13 protein-coding genes are annotated in these 19,334 nt (G+C 70.2%); 2 read left to right on the top strand and 11 right to left on the bottom strand.

The window, feature by feature from the left end; all coding sequences use genetic code 11:
* Positions 1 to 543: 543 nt before the first annotated feature.
* Entirely contained in the window at positions 544 to 2,139 is a 1,596-nt protein-coding gene (locus tag ACQP1S_RS20140; RefSeq protein ID WP_432897736.1) for a cellulase family glycosylhydrolase, read from the bottom strand.
* Positions 2,140 to 2,511: 372 nt separating this feature from the next.
* On the opposite strand from ACQP1S_RS20140, the gene ACQP1S_RS20135 reads away from it, so the two are divergent.
* Positions 2,512 to 3,729 (top strand): chitosanase, encoded by a 1,218-nt coding sequence (locus ACQP1S_RS20135; protein ID WP_432897733.1) that lies wholly within the window; start codon positions 2,512 to 2,514, stop codon positions 3,727 to 3,729.
* A 64-nt stretch (positions 3,730 to 3,793) separates the two neighbouring features.
* Here the strand turns inward: ACQP1S_RS20135 and ACQP1S_RS20130 are convergent, their stop codons facing one another.
* Together ACQP1S_RS20130 and ACQP1S_RS20125 are read right to left on the bottom strand one after the other, a co-directional pair.
* Positions 3,794 to 6,148 (bottom strand): AbfB domain-containing protein, encoded by a 2,355-nt coding sequence (locus ACQP1S_RS20130; protein WP_432897730.1) that lies wholly within the window; start codon positions 6,146 to 6,148, stop codon positions 3,794 to 3,796.
* Positions 6,149 to 6,518: 370 nt separating this feature from the next.
* Positions 6,519 to 7,403, bottom strand: coding sequence for a LysR family transcriptional regulator (locus ACQP1S_RS20125; RefSeq protein WP_432897727.1), 885 nt, complete (start codon positions 7,401 to 7,403; stop codon positions 6,519 to 6,521).
* 186 nt (positions 7,404 to 7,589) lie between these two features.
* On the opposite strand from ACQP1S_RS20125, the gene ACQP1S_RS20120 reads away from it, so the two are divergent.
* Positions 7,590 to 8,480: an SDR family oxidoreductase gene (locus ACQP1S_RS20120; RefSeq protein WP_432897724.1), complete on the top strand. Its 891-nt coding sequence runs from the start codon at positions 7,590 to 7,592 to the stop codon at positions 8,478 to 8,480.
* Positions 8,481 to 8,853: 373 nt separating this feature from the next.
* Here the strand turns inward: ACQP1S_RS20120 and ACQP1S_RS20115 are convergent, their stop codons facing one another.
* From ACQP1S_RS20115 to ACQP1S_RS20080, 8 genes are all read right to left on the bottom strand, one after another.
* Positions 8,854 to 10,170, bottom strand: coding sequence for a ricin-type beta-trefoil lectin domain protein (locus ACQP1S_RS20115; RefSeq protein ID WP_432908146.1), 1,317 nt, complete (start codon positions 10,168 to 10,170; stop codon positions 8,854 to 8,856).
* A gap of 490 nt (positions 10,171 to 10,660) precedes the next feature.
* Positions 10,661 to 11,800 (bottom strand): iron-containing alcohol dehydrogenase, encoded by a 1,140-nt coding sequence (locus ACQP1S_RS20110; protein WP_432897721.1) that lies wholly within the window; start codon positions 11,798 to 11,800, stop codon positions 10,661 to 10,663.
* A 255-nt stretch (positions 11,801 to 12,055) separates the two neighbouring features.
* Entirely contained in the window at positions 12,056 to 13,516 is a 1,461-nt protein-coding gene (locus ACQP1S_RS20105) for an NAD-dependent succinate-semialdehyde dehydrogenase (RefSeq protein ID WP_432897718.1), read from the bottom strand.
* Positions 13,517 to 13,671: 155 nt separating this feature from the next.
* Complete coding sequence (locus ACQP1S_RS20100) at positions 13,672 to 14,748, bottom strand: ABC transporter ATP-binding protein (RefSeq protein ID WP_432897715.1); 1,077 nt, start codon at positions 14,746 to 14,748, stop codon at positions 13,672 to 13,674.
* Positions 14,748 to 15,815, bottom strand: coding sequence for an ABC transporter ATP-binding protein (locus ACQP1S_RS20095; protein ID WP_091250015.1), 1,068 nt, complete (start codon positions 15,813 to 15,815; stop codon positions 14,748 to 14,750). The genes ACQP1S_RS20100 and ACQP1S_RS20095 overlap by 1 nt, the downstream gene beginning before the upstream one ends.
* Entirely contained in the window at positions 15,815 to 16,732 is a 918-nt protein-coding gene (locus ACQP1S_RS20090) for a carbohydrate ABC transporter permease (protein ID WP_091250012.1), read from the bottom strand. Before ACQP1S_RS20090 ends, ACQP1S_RS20095 begins: the two co-directional genes overlap by 1 nt.
* The gene (locus tag ACQP1S_RS20085) at positions 16,732 to 17,685 is read right to left on the bottom strand and encodes a carbohydrate ABC transporter permease (protein ID WP_363673611.1); all 954 of its coding nucleotides are present in this window, start codon (positions 17,683 to 17,685) and stop codon (positions 16,732 to 16,734) included. Before ACQP1S_RS20085 ends, ACQP1S_RS20090 begins: the two co-directional genes overlap by 1 nt.
* Positions 17,682 to 19,067, bottom strand: coding sequence for an extracellular solute-binding protein (locus ACQP1S_RS20080; protein ID WP_432897710.1), 1,386 nt, complete (start codon positions 19,065 to 19,067; stop codon positions 17,682 to 17,684). Before ACQP1S_RS20080 ends, ACQP1S_RS20085 begins: the two co-directional genes overlap by 4 nt.
* Positions 19,068 to 19,334: the final 267 nt, after the last annotated feature.

Genomic DNA, 19,334 nt, shown 5'->3' with positions numbered 1-19,334 from the left:
TCCAGCAGGACATCCATCGCCCAGGGGCAACCCGCAGGCCGCCGGCGGAGGTGCTGTAGAGGCCCAGAGCCAGACCGCGTTGATCCGGGGGAGCCTGCCACTGCACGACGGCCTGCGACATCGACATGGCGGTGAGGTGTGCCAGCCCGCTGACCGCCCGGGCGGCGACGGCCACCACCAGGCTGTTCGTCAGGGCGAACAGCAGCACGCCGTACGCGGCGCCGCTGTGACCGGCGCCGAGATCCTCGGCGAACTCCGGCATCGTCGACGGTAGGGATGCGCCGACGAAGAACGACCCGAGGCCGGCTATGACGATCGTCGCGGTGACGGGGCGGCCGAAACGTATGCCGCGGACGGCCAGGATGGCGGAGAGGGGACTGGTCCGGGTGGTGGAGGGCTGGGATCGCGGAACTGCCGCGCTTTTCCGAGCGGGGAGAGGTGCAGTTCCGCCGAGGAAAGCTGCCCTACGTACGCGAGACCCGGTGCCGTGCCCGCGCGCGGGCCGGGCGTCCGTGACGTCCGGCCCGCGCGGTCACCGCCTGCTCAGCGCGCCGCGCAGGACAACGACGGTACGCCGTTGGTGCTGCCCGACGACCCCAGGAAGCCGAAGGTCGTGCTACCGCCGGCACTGAGCGAACCGTTGTAGTCGACGCTGCGGGCGGTGACCGTGGAGCCGCTGGCGGTCACCGTCGCGCCCCACGACTGCGTCACCTGCTGTCCGTTCGCGAAGGTCCAGGTCGCCGTCCAGTCGCTGATCGCCGAGCCACCGGCGGTCACCCGTACCTCGGCCTGGAAGCCGCCCTGCCACTGACCGGTCACCGCGTACGACGCCGCACAGGACCGCCCGCTCGACGGCGGCGGGGTCGTCGACGGCGGGGTGGTCGGCGGCGGCGTGCTGGTCGGCGGGGCGGTGGTCGGCGGCGTCGTCGGGGTGGTGCTGCCGACGCCGCTCATGATGGCGTCGATGATGCCCTGCTGGGTGACCGTGGCGTTGCTGCGGTTGAACAGCCCGAACCCGTACACCCCGTGGTAGCCGTTGTCCCAGTAGGCGGTGGCCGCCCCGTACTTCTTGGCGGTGGCCACCAGGGTGCGCGCGTAGTCCGCGCGGTACCTGTTGTTCGTCGAGTCGGCCGACGTCTTGTCGACCGCACCGTATTCACCGACGAACACGGGGTATCCGCGTGAGACGAAGGTGTCGCGCACCTTCTTGAGTTGTCCGTCCATGAAGTCCTGCTGACCCCAGGTCGACTTCCGGGCCGGATTGGTGGCGGCCGGCCCCCACTGCGTGATGGTGCCGTTCTCCTCGCCGGCGAAGTCCCAGGGGTCGTAGTAGTGCACGGAGATCATGAGTCGCTGCTCGTTGGCGGGAATGGACGTCGACCGGTACTGGTCGGTCGGCAGGGTGAAGCCGTAGTTGCCCACGGTGTAGTCGATGTTGGTGTTCCAGCCGGGGACGAGCAACCAGCGCGAGGTGTTGTTCCCGCCGGTCCGGCGGACCGTGTCCACGAAGATCTGGTTGTACGCGTTGATGTTCGAGTAGCACGGCTGGGTCGGATTGCCGTACTGTCCGTCGAATTCCTCGTTCATGGACTCGAGAATGAGGCGCTCGCTGTAGCTCTGGAACCTGGTCGCGATCTGCTGCCAGACCTTCTGGTACTTGTCCCTGATCGTCGTCTGATTCGACGAGTCGCAGATCAGCCATGAGCCGGTGACGGTCTTGAAGCCGTCGCCGTGCATGTTGATCAGCACGTACAGGCCGCGGCCGTAGGCGTAGTCGACGATTTCCTTGATGCGATTCAGCCAGGCGGTGTTGACCGTGTAGCTCGGGGCGGACCCGATGTTTCCCAGGTAGGAGACCGGGATGCGGATCGTCTTGAATCCTGCCGCCTTCACCCGGTCGATGAATGCCTGCGTCACGACCGGGTTGCCCCAGGCCGTCTCGCTGGGGATCCCGTTGGCGTTGGCCTCCAGGGCGTTCCCCAGATTCCAGCCCGCCCCCAGGTTGGCGACGAGTTGGGTGGCGTTCAGCTGGGCCATGCTGTCGGCCGATGCCGCACTCGTCATCACGGCGGTGGATCCGGCCAGCGCCAGTACGCCGGAAAGCAGGGCGAGCTGCACCTTCCTCAGTGTGGATTTCACCACATCTCCCGTCTTCGCGCCAACCGTCACGCGGGGTTGTCGAAGCGATTCGTCGATACGTCGACTGCCGGGAACGGGCAGTCGATGGGCCGCCAAATAATAGATGTACGTAGATGAATGGGGCAAGGCTGCCGGCGGCGCTCCTCCCTGCCGCCGGGACTGCCGACGCGGTCTTCCCCGCCCTGCGCGCGACCCCGGTCCACCCGGGCCGCGCCGAGGCCCGGCCGATCTTCCTGGGCCATGATTGACAGCCGGCGGACGCGCTGCTAGTTGTTAACAGAGTTTCCTAATTCTGGCGGTGCCCGCCTGGGCGAACGTCGCGTCCGGGCACCGACCGGCCGGCGGCCTGCCGCCCCTTCCCCGAGGAACGCCATGGTGCGCAGAAGAACAGTCGCCTACGCGGTGGGCACCCTGCTGGTCGGCATCGCGGCGGTCGGCTACGGCCTGCCGTCGGCCAGCGCCGCGACCGCCGGGCCGATCACCGGTCCGGCCGGCAAGTGCGTCGATGTGGCCGGCGCCAACCCGGCCAACGGCACGGCGGTGCAGCTCTACGACTGCAACGGCACGGCGGCCCAGACGTGGACGGTGGGCAACAGCGACAGCTCGATCCGCGCGCTCGGCAAGTGCCTCGACGTCACCGCCGCGGCGGCCACCGACGGCACCAGGATCCAGCTGTACGACTGCAACGGCACCGGCGCCCAGAAGTGGACCTCCGCCAGCGGTGGCGCCCTGGTCAACACGGCCTCCGGCAAGTGCCTCGACGTGGCCGACCGGAGCACCGCGAACGGTGCCCGACTGCAGATCTGGACCTGCGGTGGCACCACCAACCAGCAGTGGACCCTCCCCGGCGGCGGCACCCCCACCCCCACGCCGACCGCCACCGCCCCGGCCGGCACCAACCTCGACGACCCGGCGAAGAAGGACGTCGCCATGCAGCTCGTCTCGGCGGCGGAGAACTCCTCGCTCGACTGGCGCGCCCAGTTCTCCTACATCGAGGACATCGGCGACGGCCGTGGCTACACCGCCGGCATCATCGGCTTCTGCTCCGGCACCGGCGACATGCGCGAACTGGTCCAGGCGTACACGAACACCAAGCCCGGCAACGTGCTGGCCGGCTACCTGCCGGCGCTGCGCGCCGTCGACGGCACCGCGTCGCACGCGGGCCTCGACCCGAATTACCCCCGCGACTGGCGCACCGCCGCCAACGACCCGGTGTTCCGCGCCGCGCAGGAATCCGAACGGGACCGGGTCTACTTCACCCCGTCGGTCCGTGACGGGAAGAACGACGGGGTCCGGGCACTCGGCCAGTTCGCCTACTACGACGCGGCGGTCATGCACGGGTACGAGGGCATGCGTCAGATCCGCAGCCGCGCCCTCACCCGGGCCAAGCCCCCGGCGCAGGGCGGCAACGAGCGGACCTGGCTCCACGCGTTCCTCGACGAGCGGGTCGTCGAGATGAAGAAGGAGGAGGCCCACTCGGACACCTCCCGTGTCGACACGGCACAGCGGGTGTTCCTCGACAACGGCAACTTCGACCTGAACACGCCGCTGGTCTTCGCCGTCTACGGCGATCAGTTCCGCATCGGCTGATCCGCGCCGTGCCACGGGGCGGTCCAGGGCGTCGGCGCGGTGCCGGCGCCCTGGACCGTTCCCCTCAGGGCGCCCAGGGTGTCGTGACGTTCCAGGTGCTGTCCGCGGCCCACAGCACGGGTGTGTTCCACGCCTCGCCGCCGGTGCCGTTGCTCAGCCAGACCTCCGAGTCGAAGTGCCGCAGGTATCTGCCCCGGAAGTTGTAGGACTCCAGCGAGACCCCGCCTCCGCTGACCCCGACCCGGGCGCACCAGGTGGCATCCGCGCGGAGCAGCGCCGAGCCGTCGTCCGGCGAGTTGCGTACGCGTGACTCCTGGTGCCGGAGGAACTGCCCGGGGAAGTTGACCGACTCGAACGAATAGCACGCCGCGTCGGCCAGACCCGCCCGGACCGTGTACGTCGCGTCGTTCCTGAGCACCGCCGAGCTGTTGCCGTCCACGATCTCCGTGTAGGCGAGGCTGTCCCGATGCCGCAGGAACCGGTTGGTGTACCCGGGAGTCGTCACCTGCAGGGAACGGCGGGCGTTCAGCGGCAGCGCCACCGGTGCCGAGCTGCCGATCGTCCTCGACGCGTTGATGAGGGCCAGGTTCGCGGCCCGCACCCGGGCCTGGTCCATCTTGACCACCTGCCGGTCGTAGGTGAGGAATCCGTTCAGCTCACCCTCCTGGTCGGCGATCTCGGTGTAGACCGAGGCGCTCAGCCCCTTACCGAGCATGAGGTTCTGCGTGCCCTGCACCAGGCCGACGTAGCGGTCGGTCAGCGCGGTAGGGTTCGGCTGCCACTCGTAGGCGAAGAAGCTGCCGTTCGGGCTCCACTCGTGTCCGGGCGCGCGCAGGCCGAGGCCGCCGAACTCGCCGAGCACGGCGATCCGGCTGCGCGACGGCACCGGCGAGTCCGGCCCCAGATAGATGTGCCAGTCGTCGATGTCACCGTTGCCGGGATCTCCCAGCGACTGGCAGCAGTTGTGGCCGCTGTGCGCGTTGACCAGCCGGGTCGGGTCCTGGGTCTTGACGGCCTGGGCGACCCGGCGGGTGTCGGCCAGCGCCCGCTCACCCCACCCCTCGTTGTAGACGGTGTAGGTGACGACGGCCGGCGAGCTGCGATGCTCGTTCACGATCTCGCGGGCCTCGGCTTCGAGCTGCGCCTGCTGCGCGTCGGTCGCGTTGATGTCCTGCGCGGTCAGGGACGGGACGTCCTGCCACACCAGCAGACCGAGCCGGTCGGCGTGGTAGAACCAGCGCTGCGGTTCGACCTTGATGTGCTTGCGCACCATGTTGAAGCCCAGGTCCTTGTGCTTCTGCAGGTCGAAGGCGAGCGCGGCGTCGGTGGGCGCGGTGTAGAGCCCGTCCGGCCAGAAGCCCTGGTCCAGGGTGCCGGTCTGGAAGACGAACTGGCCGTTGAGCTTGGGCCGCAGGACACCGTTGACCAGGCCGGTGCTGATCTCGCGCATCCCGAAGTAGTGGGCGGTCCGGTCGACCTGACCGCCTGCGGCATTACGCAGGGTGATGCGCAGGTGGTAGAGGAACGGGTCGTCGGGCGACCAGCGGCGGGCGCTCGGCACGGGCACCGTGAACTCGGTGAAACCGCCGGTGGCGGAGCCGATCACGGTGGTGCCGTCGAGCGCTTCGGCCAGGACACGGTGACCGCTGACGTCCCCCCGGGTGAAGACCCGGACGCGGAGGGTGTTGTCCGCCAGGCGCGGAGAGAGGTCGACGCTGCTGATCGAGGCCGTCGGCACCGGTTCCAGCCACACGGTCTGCCAGATGCCGGAGCTGGGCGTGTAGAAGATCCCGCCGGGCTGTTTGGTCTGCTTGCCGATCGGCGGCAGACTGCCGTTCTGCCGGCTGTCGGTCGGGTCCCACACCTTCACCACGATCTCGTTCGCACCGCCCCGCAACGGCGCGGTGACGTCGAAGGTGAAGGCGTCGTAGCCGCCGGTGTGGCCACCGACCGCCACGCCGTTGACCCAGACGGTGGTCTGCCAGTCCACCGCGCCGAAGTGGAGCAGCACCCGGCGTCCGTTCCAGCTCTCGGGCACTGTCACCACCCGCCGGTAGAACAGGTAGTTGCGGTTGTCGCCGGCGGCCCGCTGCACCCCGGACAGGGCGCTCTCCACCGGGAACGGCACGTTGACCCGCTCGGGCAGTTCGGTGCCGAACGCCGGGGCGTCGTCGGTGGCGGACTGGCGTAGCTGCCATTCGCCGTTCAGGTTGAGCCAGTCCGACCGGGTCATCTGTGGTCGCGGGTACTCCGGCAGCGGCGTGCCGTCGAGTGCCTGGGCGGTCCAGGGGGTGGTCAGCGGCGGGTTCTTGGTCGGCACGGCGTGCGCCGGGGCGGCCGGCGCGGCGAGCAGGCCGGCGACCAGGGTGAGAACGATGAGCAGGGGGGTGGCGAGGCGGACGGGATCGGGACGTGTCATGCCGTCTCCATCGGACGGGCCGTCAGGGCCGAGCTGCGCCGCTGGCGGCTGGCAGTGGGTGTCGGGCGGCCGGTCGGGTCACGTCCGGTCCCCAGGCCGGGCGCGGACGTCGGGAACTCCGGGAGGGATCGGTGGCGGTCGTCATGACTCTGCCTGCTGTCCGTCCACGGTATCGGACTTTGGGGGGCAAAGGGACGACGGACGGGTGTCAGTCTGAGGGGCATCCCCGAGCGGATTGTTCGGGGCAGGGTGCGGTGCCGGCCAGCGCCAGCAACCGGTCGAGGTCGCGCCATGGCGGGTCGGTGACCGGAAGGTGCGGCGGCTGGTGGAGGCCGAGGTGATCGACGATCAGGGTCGTGGCCGGGGGCCCTCACGAGCTGGTCAGATGGCGTCGGGCCGCCCTGCTGAACTCGGCCAGCAGACGCGAGCGATCACCGGATCGGGTGGCGAGCACCACGTGGCCGGGGGCGATGCCCTCCAGCGCCACGGTGGTCAGGTCCGGGCGCAGACCGCGGAGGCCGCCGGGCACGATGGCCACCGCCTGACCGGCGGCGACGAGTTCCAGCTTGTCCTCGGCGGCCGTCACGAGCGGGCCACCGGGCGCTGGCCGCCCGTCCGGCCGGGGGTCGATCCGCCAGTACGCGTTCCAGGCCGCATCGGGCACCCGGGGCAGCGGCTCGTCGGCGATGTCGTCGAGCGTGACGGATTCCTTGCCGGCCAGGCGGTGATCCAGGGCCACGGCCAGGACCCGTGGTTCGTCGTAGAGGATCGTCACGTGCAGGCCGTCGGTGGCCAGCGGGAGGCGGGCGACCAGCGCGTCCACCCGGTGTTCCAGGAGCGCCTCCCGGGCCTGTCCCCAGTGCAGATGGACGGCCTGCACGTCGGCGTCCGGGTTCCGGTCGCGCACACTGCGTACGGCGGGAGTGACGATCAGGTCGGCCGTGTAGCCGACGGTGAGCCGGTGCGGTTGCGCGGCGGCCCGGGTACGGGCCGCCGCCTGGGCGGCCGATCGCAACAGTGCCCGGGCCTGCGGCAGGAACACCTCGCCCGCCTCGGTGAGGTGGCTGCCCTTGGCGGTGCGTTCCAGCAGGCGGACGCCGAGCTGGTGTTCGAGGGTGCGGATCTGCCGGCTCAGGGACGGCTGGGTGGTGTGCAGCAGGGCGGCGGCGCGGGCGAAGTGCCGCTGCTCGGCCAGGACGGTGAAGTAGCGGACCAGCCGCAGGTCCAGATCGATGGCGGGCCGTCCGTCAGACATGCCTCCACCGTATCCACCGTACGGTCGTCGGCCGCCACCCGATGCGGCGCTCACCAGCGGACATACCTGATCCGTATCGCCGGATACGCATCGGGCCTTGGACCCCCGCCGCCGGACCGGTCCATCCTGGGCAGCATCGGCCCGGCATTCCGCCGCGTCGGCGAGTTCCTCCCCGAAGGGGGCACCATGCTTGTCTTCGTCACCGGCGCGACCGGTTTCATCGGTACCGCGGTCGTTCGTGAGCTGCTCGACACCGGGCACCAGGTGTTGGGGCTGGCGCGATCCGAGGCGTCGGCCGCGGTGCTCACCGCCGCCGGAGCCCGGGTGCACCGTGGCTCGCTGGACGACGTGGCGAGCCTGCGTGCCGGTGCCGCGGCGGCCGACGGCGTCATCCACACCGCGTTCATCCACGACTTCACCGACTTCGGTGCCGCCGTCGCGGCCGACCTGCGCGCCGTCGAAGCGCTGGGGGACGCGCTCGTGGGCTCGGACCGGCCGCTGGTCGTCACCTCGGGCACCACACTGCTCACTCCCGGCCGGGTCAGCACCGAGGACGACGACGCCGGTCCGGCGTTCCCCCGTGGCCGCGCCGAGAAAGCCACCCTGGCCCTGGCCGAGCGGGGCGTACGCGCCTCGGTGCTCCGGCTGCCTCCCAGCGTGCACGGCGTCGGGGACCGCCACGGGTTCCTCCCCCGGCTGATCGACATCGCGCGGGTCAAGGGCTTCTCGGCGTACGCGGACGACGGCACCACCCGGTGGGCGGCCGTGCACCGCCTCGACGCGGCGGGCCTGTTCCGCCGCGCCGTGGAGTCGGCGCCGGCCGGGAGTCGCCTGCACGGCGTCGGCGACGAGGGGGTGCCGTTCCGGGACATCGCCGAGGCCATCGGGCGGCGGCTCGGGGTGCCGGTCACCTCGATCCCCGCCGGGGACACCGGTGGGCACTTCGGCTTCCTCGGGCCGGTCGTCGCCCATGACACCGCCGCCTCCGGCCTCGTCACCCGCAAGCTGCTGGGCTGGGAGCCGGTGAACGCGGGACTCCTCGACGACCTGGACGAGGGCCACTACTTCAGCCGCTGATCTCCGCGACCTGAAGGGCGTTGTCGTCCGCGTCGACGTCACGTGCGGCCCCGATCAAGCGCCTGCGCGCGGGGGAAGAGGTCGGTGGCCCGACCCGCGGAGGCACCCCGGCGTACGACTCTGGGCCACGGCGCCCGCCCGGAGACCGGCGGCGAGCTGCGTCGCCAGCCCACCTGCGGCGGGACCGCACCATCGCGGTCCCGCCGCAGGCCGCGTCAGCGCCGCACGACGGTGAAGCCGCCCGGCAGGCCCCGTGCCGGCACGGTCTCGCCGGCCACCACCGTCCGCGACCGGCGCACCCCTGCCGGGTCGTCCGTCTCGACGACGGCCGGTCCCGTGCCGGGCAGGGTGACAGTGGTGGTACGCGGGGCGGTCAGCTACGCAGGCTCCACCGCTGGTTGGCGCCGCCGTTGCAGGACCAGAGGACGAGCTTGGTGCCGTTGGCCGTGCTGGCGGCGTTGGCGTCCAGGCACAGGCTGGACTGTTGACCGATGATGGTGCCGTTGGCGTTGACGTTCCACTGCTGGTTGGCGCCGCCGTTGCAGTCCCAGATGATCACCGCGGTGCCGTTGCTGGTGCCCTGGCCGTTGGCGTCGAGGCACTTGTTGCCGTACACCTGCAGTTGCCTGCCTCCGGTGTAGGTGAAGCGCTGGCCGGTGGCGCTGCCGCAGTCCCACAGCTGCACCTGGGTGCCGTTGTTCTGGGTCGAGTTCGGCACGTCCACGCACCGGCCGGACTGGGAGCCCACGATCTGCTGCCCGTTACCCGGTGGTGGCGTCGTGGGCGGGGCGGTCGTGGGCGGGGTGGTGGGTCCGTCGCCGTCGAGTGAGGTGATGAATCTCCAGACTTCGGCCTGGGTCCAGGATCTGGCACCGGGTGCGTAGGGGTCGGCAGAGCCGTCGACGGCGTTGGGGGCGTGGGGTCCGTCGAAGGCACCCCAGACGACGGGGTAGCCGGTGCGGCAGCCGGTGTACCAGGTGACGATGTGGGTGAGGCTGCCTTGGGCTGGTTCTGGGGGGTTCCGGGAGGTACAGCCGTTGTTCTGGACGAACCGGTCGCGCATGGAGCGTCCGCCGGAGATGGGGAGTGTGCCGTCGCGGAGACCGTGGATGCCGAAGTAGGCGATGGGTTGGGTGCCGCCCTGGCAGCCGCTGAGGACGCCGCCGGAGTAGACGATGACGCCGCGGAAGACGGTGGCGCGGGCACAGGCGATGGCATAAGCCATGGCGCCGCCGTAGCTGAACCCGGAGGCGAAGAGTTGGGTGGTGTCGACGCAGAGGCTGCTTTCGATCTGCCGGGTCATGTCGTCGACGAAGGTGAGGTCCTGGCCGTTGCTGTTGCCCCAGCCGTTGTTGATGCCCTGGGGGGCGACGAAGATGGTGTTGGACTTGCCGTACTTGTCGACACGAAGCCCGTAGTAGGACCATTCGATGCCACTGGTGCTGCCGTTGTCCACTTGTTCGGCGGTACCGCCGACCCAGTGGAAGGAGAAGACCAGCCGGTAGGGGTGATTGTTGTCGTAGGTGTCGGGGATGCGCAGGATGTAGCTGCGGCTACGGCCGCCGCTGGAGATGGTGTGGGTGCCGCTGGTGAGGGTGGGCGCCTTTCCGCAGCCGGCGGTGGTGGCCAGGGCGGCGGTGTGGGTGGCTGCGGAGGCGAGTCCGCCGCTGATGGCCAGACCGGCGGCCATGGTGAGGGCGACCGCGGCAGCTGCCACGGTCGCCGCGGTTGACCGGTGTTTCACGACCTTCAACTCCTTCTGTCCTGGAGACCTCATCGGGCTGCGGACCAACTCGGCGACCGGGTGGCGGAGCACCGTTTCCCCACGTCTGCGCCTTGGCGGTGGGCCTCCCGGGGTCACCCCCGGTCGCCTCGTCGATTCCGCCGGCCCGCGCCGCACCGTGTGTCGAGCGTCGGATGTGGAGGTGACGCTCTACGGTGTCGGCCAGCCCGGTCGCCGGGGGGTTGGCCCACGGCCGAACTGCTGACCAGGCAAACAGGCCAACTCAGACAGGGTTTGCACGGGCTCGCGAATCGATTCGCCACACCATAGATCCATGTCAATCGATGTGTCAAATGACGATCGTCAATGAATTAATGGGTGCGGCCTCTGTCGCGGACAGCTGGCACCTGCGGCACGACCTGCGCGAAGCCGCGGGAAAGGCCGGTCACTGTCGCTGTCAGGTCCGATCGCCGGTCCAGGCTGCTTCGAGGATCGCGGTCAGGCTGGCCGTGTCGGTCGGGCCGGGATGGTTCTGGATCAGGCGGGTGACGCCACCGGCCATCTCCGCGAAGCGTGGGAGGTCGGCGCGGGCCACGCCGATGTCCGCCAGGGTGGGCGGGATGCCGATGTCGGCGAGGAGCCCGTCGAGCCAGCTGAGGAACGCCTCGGCGGCCTCGTCGTCCGAGGCGTCGGCCACGTCGAGCCCGCACACCCCGGCGAGGACGGCCAACCGGTCGCCGATGGCAGCCCTGGCCGCGTCCAGCGCATAGGGCAGCAGCAGCCCGACGCCCAGGCCGTGCGGCGTGTGCGTGGCCGCGCCGATGGGGTACTGGAGAGCGTGCGGGGCCGCGTTGCCCGCGTGGGAGAAGGCGAGTCCTGCGAGCACGGCCCCGTAGGACATGTCCGCCCGCGCCTGCGTGTCCCCGCCGTCCCTGACGGCACGACGCAGGCTCCGGGCGATCCGCTCCGCGGCCCGGAGCGCGTAGTGGTCGGTGACCGGGTTGCGGCCGAGGAACACCTGCTCCACCGGGTCGCGCGGTCCGTGGGGTCGGGGTCGCGCGGTGTAGCTCTCCACCGCGTGACAGAACGCGTCGATGCCGGAGTGGGCGGTGACGGTCGCCGGGCAGGTGTAGGTGAGTTCGGGGTCGACGATGGCGAAGTCGGGCACGATGTGGACGCTGGAGACCCCCACCTTCAGCGCGCGGTCCGGGTCGGTCAGCACCGACACGGGGGTCAGCTCGGAGCCGGTGCCCGACGTCGTGGGGACCGCGATGAGAGGAATCGTCGGTCCCGGCACCCGCGACTCGCCGTAGAAGTCGCGCGGCGTCCCACCGTGCCGCCGGATGACGCCGACGATCTTGGCGAGGTCGATCACCGTGCCGCCCCCGATGGCGAGGATCACGTCGGCGTCCACCGCGGCGGCCGCCGAGACGGCCAGCTCGACATCGGTGAGTGGCACGTCCGGGGTCGCGTCGGAGAACACCTCGACGACCTCGACCCGCTCCCGCACGGCGGCCACGATCCCGGCCACGCCCGGCTGCCCGAGCAGGACCCGGTCGGTCACGATGAGGACCCGCGAGCCACTCTCGGCCACCACCCGGGGGATGTTCTGTGCGACCCCTTCGCCCACTATCAGCTGGCGCGGTCCGCGGACGGTCTCAAGCATGTCGGTGCCTCTCCGGAACGTCGGCGGCGATGTGCGGGGCGGACGGCCAGGTCACCTGCGGGACCCCGAGGGCGTCGGCAAGGTCGGCCACCCGGGCCGCGTGGACGCCTGCCGGGCGGAGACCGGGCAGGTCAGGTGGGCACAGGGCGCGGTGATCCCCGGCGGACGCCCGCAGCGGCAGGCCGGTCACGGTAGGTCGATCGCCGCGTAGGTGAGGTCGAGGTACTCCAGGATGCCCTCGTGCGACCCCTCCTTGCCGATCCCGGACTGCTTCACGCCGCCGAACGGGGCCGACGGGTCCGATATCAGGCCACGGTTGATGCCGATCATCCCGGTGTCCAGCCCCTCGGCGAACCGGAGCGCCCGCTGCAGGTCACGGGTGAAGACGTACCCGACCAGGCCGTACTCGGTGTCGTTGGCCTTCGCCAGCACCTCGTCGTCGGACGTGAACGAGATGACCGGCGCCACCGGGCCGAAGATCTCCGCCCCCAGCATCCGCGCATCGTCGGGCACGTCGACGAGGACCGTGGGTGGGTAGAAGTGGCCCGGCCCGGCCGGACGCTCGCCGCCCACCAGGACCCGGGCGCCGCGCGCGACCGCATCGGCGACCAACTCGTCGATCCTGGTGACCGAGGCGTCGTCGATCAACGCCCCGACGTCCACACCGTCGTCGAGACCGGGGCCCACCGAGAGCGCACCCATCCGCGCGGTGAAACGCGCGACGAACTCCTCGCGTACCGGCTCCTCGACGTAGATCCGGTTGGCCGCGATGCAGGACTCCCCGATGTTGCGCATCTTGGCCACCATGGCGCCGTCGAGCGCGACGTCCAGGTCGGCGTCGGCACACACGATCAGGGCCGCGTTGCCGCCCAGTTCCATCGAGGTACGCAGCACGTTGTCCGCAGCCTGTCGCAGCAGTACCCGCCCGACCTCGGTCGACCCGGTGAACGACAGCTTGCGGGTCCGGGTGTCGGCCAGCAGCGCCGAGACCACCTCGCCGGAGCGCCTGGTGGTCACCACGTTGACCACGCCCGGGGGTACGCCGACCTCCTCCATGATGCGGGCCAGCAGCAGCATGGTGAGGGGGGTCTGGCCGGCCGGCTTGGTGACCGTCGTGCAGCCCGCGGCCAGCGCGGGAGCGATCTTGCGGGCGCCCATGGCCAACGGAAAGTTCCAGGGCGTCACGAAGACGCACGGTCCGACCGGCTTCGGCACGGTGAGGATGCGGTATCCACCTGCGGGAGCGGTGCCGTAGCGCCCCTCGACGCGTACCGCCTCCTCGGCGAACCAACGGAAGAACTCGGCGCCGTAGGCCACCTCTGCCCGCGCCTCGGCGAGCGGCTTGCCCATCTCCAGCGTTATCAGCCGGGCGATCTCCTCGGACCGCCCGGTCAGGGCCCGGTACGTCGCGGTCAACAGCTCTGACCGTTTCCGCGGCGGGGTCGCCGCCCAGTCCGCCATCGCCCTGCTCGCCGCGTCCAGAGCGGCGAGCCCGTCGACGACGCCGGCGTCCGCCACCTCGGCGATGGTCTTACCGGTGGCGGGGTCCTCGACGGCGAAGGTGGCGCCGCTCGCGGCGTCACGCCAGGTGTCGCCGATCCGCAGCCGCCGGTGCTCCGGGGCCAGGACGTCCATCGGGTCACTCATTGCGTCGCCTCCTGTGATCGTCGTGGTGATGTCCGGCGTGCCTCGGCGATCGCGCGGCGCGCGGGCAAGGAAGGGTCATCCGTCCTCACCGGTGGCGGCCCGCCGAGGCGCGACGGCCGCGCGCTGGCGCATGGTGCCGTCGCCGCCCGGCGCGGCTACCGCCCGGCTCCGGACAGCGACAGCCCGGTGTCCGCATCGAACAGGTGCGCACGGTCCAGGTCGACCGTGACCCGCAGCCGCTCGCCCGGCGTGCCGACGACGGTGGGTCGTGCCTTGACCTTGAGGATCTCCGTCCCCACCCGGACGTCGACCACCGTCCGGTCACCGAGCGGCTCCAGCCCGTAGAGCTCTCCCGCCAACGACGCGTCCCCACGCTGCTCGACGGACAGGTCCTCCGCACGCAGGCCCAGCAGCAGCGCACGACCGTCCTGCGCCGTCGCCCAGCGGGGCCGGGGCAGCGTCCAGCCTGCCGCACCGACCAGGCGATCCCCCTCGGCGCGGCAGACGAGCAGGCTGATCGGCGGGCTCCCGACGAATCCCGCGACCCACCGGTTGGCGGGACGCTCGTACACCTCGGTCGGCGTGCCCACCTGTTGCACCTTCCCCTCCCGGAGGACCGCGACCTGGTCGGCCATCGACAGCGCCTCGACCTGGTCGTTGGTCACGTAGACGAAGGTCGCTCCGAGGCTGCGGTGGATGCGGGTGAGCTCGGTGCGCATCTCGACGCGGAGCTTGAGGTCGAGGTTCGTCAGCGGCTCGTCCATGAGGAACGCGCGCGGACTGCGGACCAGCGCCCGGGCCAGGGCGACCCGCTGCATCTCCCCGCCGGACAACTGCGCGGGACGACGCTGCAGCAGACGTTCGATGTGCAGCAGGCGCGACATCCGCTCGACCGCAGCGGCGATCTCGCGCGATGAACAGCGGCGTGCCCGCAGCGGCGACGCGATGTTCTCGAACGCGGTGTGTCGCGGATAGAGGGCGTAGTTCTGGAAGACCATGGCCAGGTCGCGGGCGGCCGGGGCGTCCCCGGTGGCGTCCTTGCCGTCCAGGTGCACCGACCCGGCGTCCAGCTTGTCGAGGCCGGCGATCGCGCGCAGGGTCGTCGTCTTGCCCGCCCCGGAGGGTCCGAGCACCACGAAGAACGCGCCGTCCGGTACGTCCAGCGTCACCCCGTCCAGGGCCTGGACCTTGCCGAAGGACTTGCGCAGCCCCTGCACCGCAACGGTTCCCATCAGGCCACCAGCTCTTCCGTGCTCACGTCGTAGACCGCCGGGGTCCCGCCGGTGTGCCGTAGCCCGACCGGTGCGTCAGCGGCGAACCGGACGGTCGGTGGCATCCGCACCCGTACGTCCTGCTGGCCGCCGTGGTCGACCACGTAGATGATCTCGTCGCCCAGCCACTCCGCCGAGACCACGCGGGCCGGAACCGACCGTTCCGCCTCCGGTGCGGTGACCTCCAGCGCCTCCGGCCGCACGCCGGCGACCAGGCGACGGTCGCGCGGCAGTCCCGGCGGTGGCGTGAGGGTCAGTCCGCCCTTACCGCGCAGCGTCCCGTCGGCCACCTCCACCTCGATGAGGTTCATCGGCGGGGAGCCGATGAACGCGGCGCAGAAGAGACTCGCCGGCCGGTCGTACACCTGAAGCGGCGTGCCGATCTGCTCCACGCGGCCCTTGTGGAGGATGGCGATCCGGTGACCGAGCGACATCGCCTCGACCTGGTCGTGGGTGACGTAGACCATCGTCGCCCCCAGTTCCCCCTGTAGGTGCTTGATCTCCGTGCGCATGTCCGCCCTCAGCTCCGCGTCCAGGTTGGTGAGAGGTTCGTCCATGAGGAATGCGCGCGGTCGTCGCACCAGGGCGCGCGCGAGCGCGACCCGCTGCTGCTCCCCGCCGGACAGCTGACGCGGTCGCCGGTCCAGCAGCGGACCGAGTCGCATCAACCGGGCCGCCTCCTCGACCCGCGCGTGCACCTCCGGCTTGGGCAGTCCCTCGGCCCGCAGCGGGAACGCCAGGTTGTCGCGGGTCCGCAGATGCGGGTAGAGCGCATAGAACTGGAACACCATGGCGATGTCCCGCTCGGCGGGCGGCAGGTCGTTGACCAGCGTGTCGCCGATGCGGATGTCGCCCGACGTCTGCCTCTCCAGGCCGGCGATGGCGCGCAGCGTGGTCGTCTTGCCGCAACCCGAAGGGCCGAGCATCACGAACAGTTCGCCGTCGCCGATGGACAGGTCCACGTGGTCGACCGCGACCGTCCCGTCCGGGTAGCGCTTGTGCAGCGCGGTCACCTCGATGCCCGCCATCAGCGTCGCACCGCCCCGAGCGTCACACCGGCGACGAGGTGCCGACGCACCAGGTAGGCGAAGACGAGCACCGGCAGGGCGAACACCACCGAGGCGGCGGCCACCAGACCCCAGTCCACGGTGGTGCCACCGATCAGGCCGGCGATGGCCGGTGGGGCCGTCCGCACGCTGTCGCTGGAGGTGAGGAAGATGGCGAACACGAACTCGTTCCACGAGAAGATGAGCGCGAAGACCGCCGTCGCGGCGATGCCGGGCACGAGCAGGGGCAGGGTGAACTTCCAGAACGCCTGCAGACGGGTGTAGCCGTCGAGCATGGCGGCATCCTCGTACTCCGCGGGCACCTCGTCGACGAACCCCTTCATCATCCAGATCGTGAACGGGACGTTGAACGCGGCGTAGATGAGGATCAGGCCGAGCTTGGTGTCGATGAGTCCGACCTGGCGGTACATGAGGAAGATCGGCACCACGACCACCACGGGCGGCATGAAGCGGGTGGACAGGATGAAGAACAACTGGTCCTTCTTGGCCCTCAGCGTGAAGCGCGAGTAGGCCCAGGCCGCCGGGACCCCCAGCACGGTGGCCAGCACCGTGGAGACCCCGGCGACCACCACCGAGTTGAGGAACGCGACGGACAGCGCCGAACGACCGCCGTCGCCGGCGACGAAGACATCCTTGAAATGGTCCAGGGTGACCGTGAAGCCGATGAACTCCGCAGGGATGGCGTAGACGTCGCGGTTCTCCTTGATGGACGTCTCGATCATCCAGAGCACCGGAAAGAGCATCACGACGGCCAGCACGGTCAGCAGCACGACCTCCAGCAGCGACCGGCCCCGGCCCCGGCCGCCGCGGCGACGCACGCGGGGCGGGCGGTCCCGGGCGGGACCCGCGGCCACGGCCTTGTCGACGGAGACGGCCATCAGCCCTCCTTGAGCTTGTTGAGGTAGCGCAGGTAGAGCTGCGTGAGGACGATGACGACGAGGACCATGAGGATTCCGTACGCCGAGGCGGTGCCGGTGTTGAAGCCCAGGAACGCGACCTTGTAGACGTGGAACGACAACGTCTCGGTGGAGACACCCGGACCACCGCTGGTGAGGATGTAGACGAGGTCGAACAGCCGGAAGGCCTCGATGGCCCGGAACAACACGGCGATGAGCAGCAGCGGCCACACCAGCGGAAGGGTGATGGTGCGGAACCGGAACCACTCGGACGCCCGGTCGATCGAGGCGGCCTCGTACAGGTACCTGGGCACCGCGGTGAGGCCGGCGAGGGCGATGAGCATGATGAACGGCGTCCATTGCCAGGTGTCGACCACGATCAGGGAAACCAGTGCCGTCCGCTGCCGGGTGAGCCACTCCACCTGCCCCAGGCCGAGCGAGCCGAGCATGCTGTTGATCACGCCGAACTGCGCGTCGAGCATGAACCGCCAGAACAGCCCGACCACGACCGGCGACAGCATCATCGGCACCAGGAACAGCGTGGTCAGCAGTCCCCGCCCGTGCGTGCGCCGGGAGATCAGGTAGGCGATGGTGAACCCGAGCACGGTCTGCAGGGTGACCGCGCCGACCACGTAGATCAGCGTGGTTAGGGCCCGCTGGTGGACCTGCGCCGACGTCAGGATGGCGGTGTAGTTCCCGAAGCCGACGAAACGGGCGGGCCCGCCGCGGGTGGCCGAGTAGTCGGTGAACGACAGGTACAACGCCCACAGCAACGGGAACACCGACATGCCGAGCAACAGCAGCAGCGCGGGGGAGATGAAGACCACGGCGAGCCCGCGGTCGCTCAGCCGGCGGCGGGACCGGCCCGGTGCAGGTGGCGTCGCGGACGCCACCTGCCCGGGGCGGTCGGTCGTCGCAGGGGCGGGGTCACTCACAGTCCTCCGCCGCCCTTGCGGTTGCTGGAGTCGAGCACGCCCTGCTGCTCCTTGGCGATGTCGTCGAGCGCTTCCTTCGGCTTCTTCGCGCCGTTGAGCGCCGCGTTGACGTTGGTGTTCTCGATGTCGACGAGGCGCGCGTACTCAGGCACGTTCCACATGTCCCGCATCCGGGGCACCGAGTCGGTGTACACCTGGTTGAACGGCCCGGCATTGAGGAACTCGGGCGACTCCAGGGCGTCCGTACGCGAGGGCACGCCACCGGCTGCGGCCCACTTCTTCTGGACATCGGCCCGCTCGAACCACTGCATGAAGTTCAGGGCCTCCGCCTGCTTCGCCGTGGGGGAGTAGGCCGACACGTGCATCCCCATGCCGCCGAGCGGAACCAGGTTCGTCTTCTGGCTCGGCAGGGTGGCGAAACCCAGCTTGTCGAGGATCTGCTCCCGGGTGGTGCCGAGCGTCGACTGCAACGGATCGAGCAGGCCGCCGCTCGCGGCGATCCAGTTGAACGCGATGCAGGCCTTGCCCTGGGCGACCGACGCGTTCACCTCGTCGATGAACCAGTTGCCGGAGCCCTTGGCGGTCAGCGGCTTCATCTTGTTGACCAGGACGTCCATCGCCTCATGGCCCGCGGTGTCGTTGAGGACGCCGTCGATCTTGCGGCTCTTGGGGTCCCAGAGGTTGCCGCCGTAGACGCCGTTGACCGTGTTGTAGGTGACGGCCGCGGCGTCGGAGCCGTTGGCCTGGTGGAAGGCCAGCCCGCTGACGCCGGGGTTGTTCGCCTGGCACTTCGCGGCGACCGAGATCATCTCGTCCCAGGTCTGCGGGGGCTTGTCGCCGATCAGGTCCTTGCGGTAGATCATCGTCCAGGTGTCGCCGAGCAGCGGCAGCCCGTACAGGCTGGCGTTCTCGTCGCGCTTGCCGGTCTCCGCCTGGGGGAACTGGCCGTAGGCCGCCAGGAGGTACGGGTCGTAGGCCTTGACGTCGATGTTCTTCTTGACGAAGTCGGTGAGGTCGAGGATGTTGCCGTTCGTCACGGCCTCGCCGATGTGTTGCGAGTCCAGGATCGCGATGTCGAAGTCGGTCTTGCGCGCGGCGAACTGGGTGAACATCGCGTCGTGCCAGTTCGCGTTCGGCACGGTGTTGACCTTGATGGTCGCGTTCGGCCGTTCCTTCTTGTATTCCGCGTTCGCGAAGTCCTCCAGGGCGTGGGCGGGGGGCCAGTCGAACCAGATGAAGCTGAGGGTCAGCGGGTCCTTGGTGAGCTCCGGGATGGTCGCCGGAGCCTTCGGGGCGCTCACCTTCGCGTCGTCGTCCTGGCCGTCGCCGCACGCCACCAGGGTCGTGGCCACCAGCAGCATGGCCGCCGTCGCCAACTGCACCTTTCGGCCAGAAACGGATGTTCGTCCAATTCGCTTCGGATGCCGCATCGTGGTACCTGCTTTCTGGTGGTGGTGGGGACTTCTAGCGCCTCGCTATGTGCCTCGCCGAGCAGGTGCTGGGTGGTTCAGGCGTGGTGTCGGGCCGACCCGTGGACCGGCGTCACGGGCGCGCCGCGACCTGCCGGGCCGTCATGCCGTCGAGAGGTACGTCGGCCCATCGGTGGCCCGGTGACGAGCCGGGCAGGACGTCGAGCATGCTCATGGAGC

The sequence above is a fragment of the Micromonospora matsumotoense genome (assembly GCF_050951065.1).
GTDB lineage: Bacteria > Actinomycetota > Actinomycetes > Mycobacteriales > Micromonosporaceae > Micromonospora > Micromonospora matsumotoensis.
The sequence above is the reverse complement of the archived record's forward strand: the minus strand, read 5'-3'. Positions and strand labels throughout refer to the sequence as shown.

Excerpts from the sequence above, each read along its gene's own strand:
- ACQP1S_RS20135 (WP_432897733.1), top strand. The coding sequence starts at position 2,512 with ATGGTGCGCAGAAGAACAGTCGCCTACGCGGTGGGCACCCTGCTGGTC.
- ACQP1S_RS20130 (WP_432897730.1), bottom strand. The coding sequence starts at position 6,148 with ATGACACGTCCCGATCCCGTCCGCCTCGCCACCCCCCTGCTCATCGTT.
- ACQP1S_RS20125 (WP_432897727.1), bottom strand. The coding sequence starts at position 7,403 with ATGTCTGACGGACGGCCCGCCATCGATCTGGACCTGCGGCTGGTCCGC.
- ACQP1S_RS20120 (WP_432897724.1), top strand. The coding sequence starts at position 7,590 with ATGCTTGTCTTCGTCACCGGCGCGACCGGTTTCATCGGTACCGCGGTC.
- ACQP1S_RS20115 (WP_432908146.1), bottom strand. The coding sequence starts at position 10,170 with ATGGCCGCCGGTCTGGCCATCAGCGGCGGACTCGCCTCCGCAGCCACC.
- ACQP1S_RS20105 (WP_432897718.1), bottom strand. The coding sequence starts at position 13,516 with ATGAGTGACCCGATGGACGTCCTGGCCCCGGAGCACCGGCGGCTGCGG.
- ACQP1S_RS20100 (WP_432897715.1), bottom strand. The coding sequence starts at position 14,748 with ATGGGAACCGTTGCGGTGCAGGGGCTGCGCAAGTCCTTCGGCAAGGTC.
- ACQP1S_RS20095 (WP_091250015.1), bottom strand. The coding sequence starts at position 15,815 with ATGGCGGGCATCGAGGTGACCGCGCTGCACAAGCGCTACCCGGACGGG.
- ACQP1S_RS20090 (WP_091250012.1), bottom strand. The coding sequence starts at position 16,732 with ATGGCCGTCTCCGTCGACAAGGCCGTGGCCGCGGGTCCCGCCCGGGAC.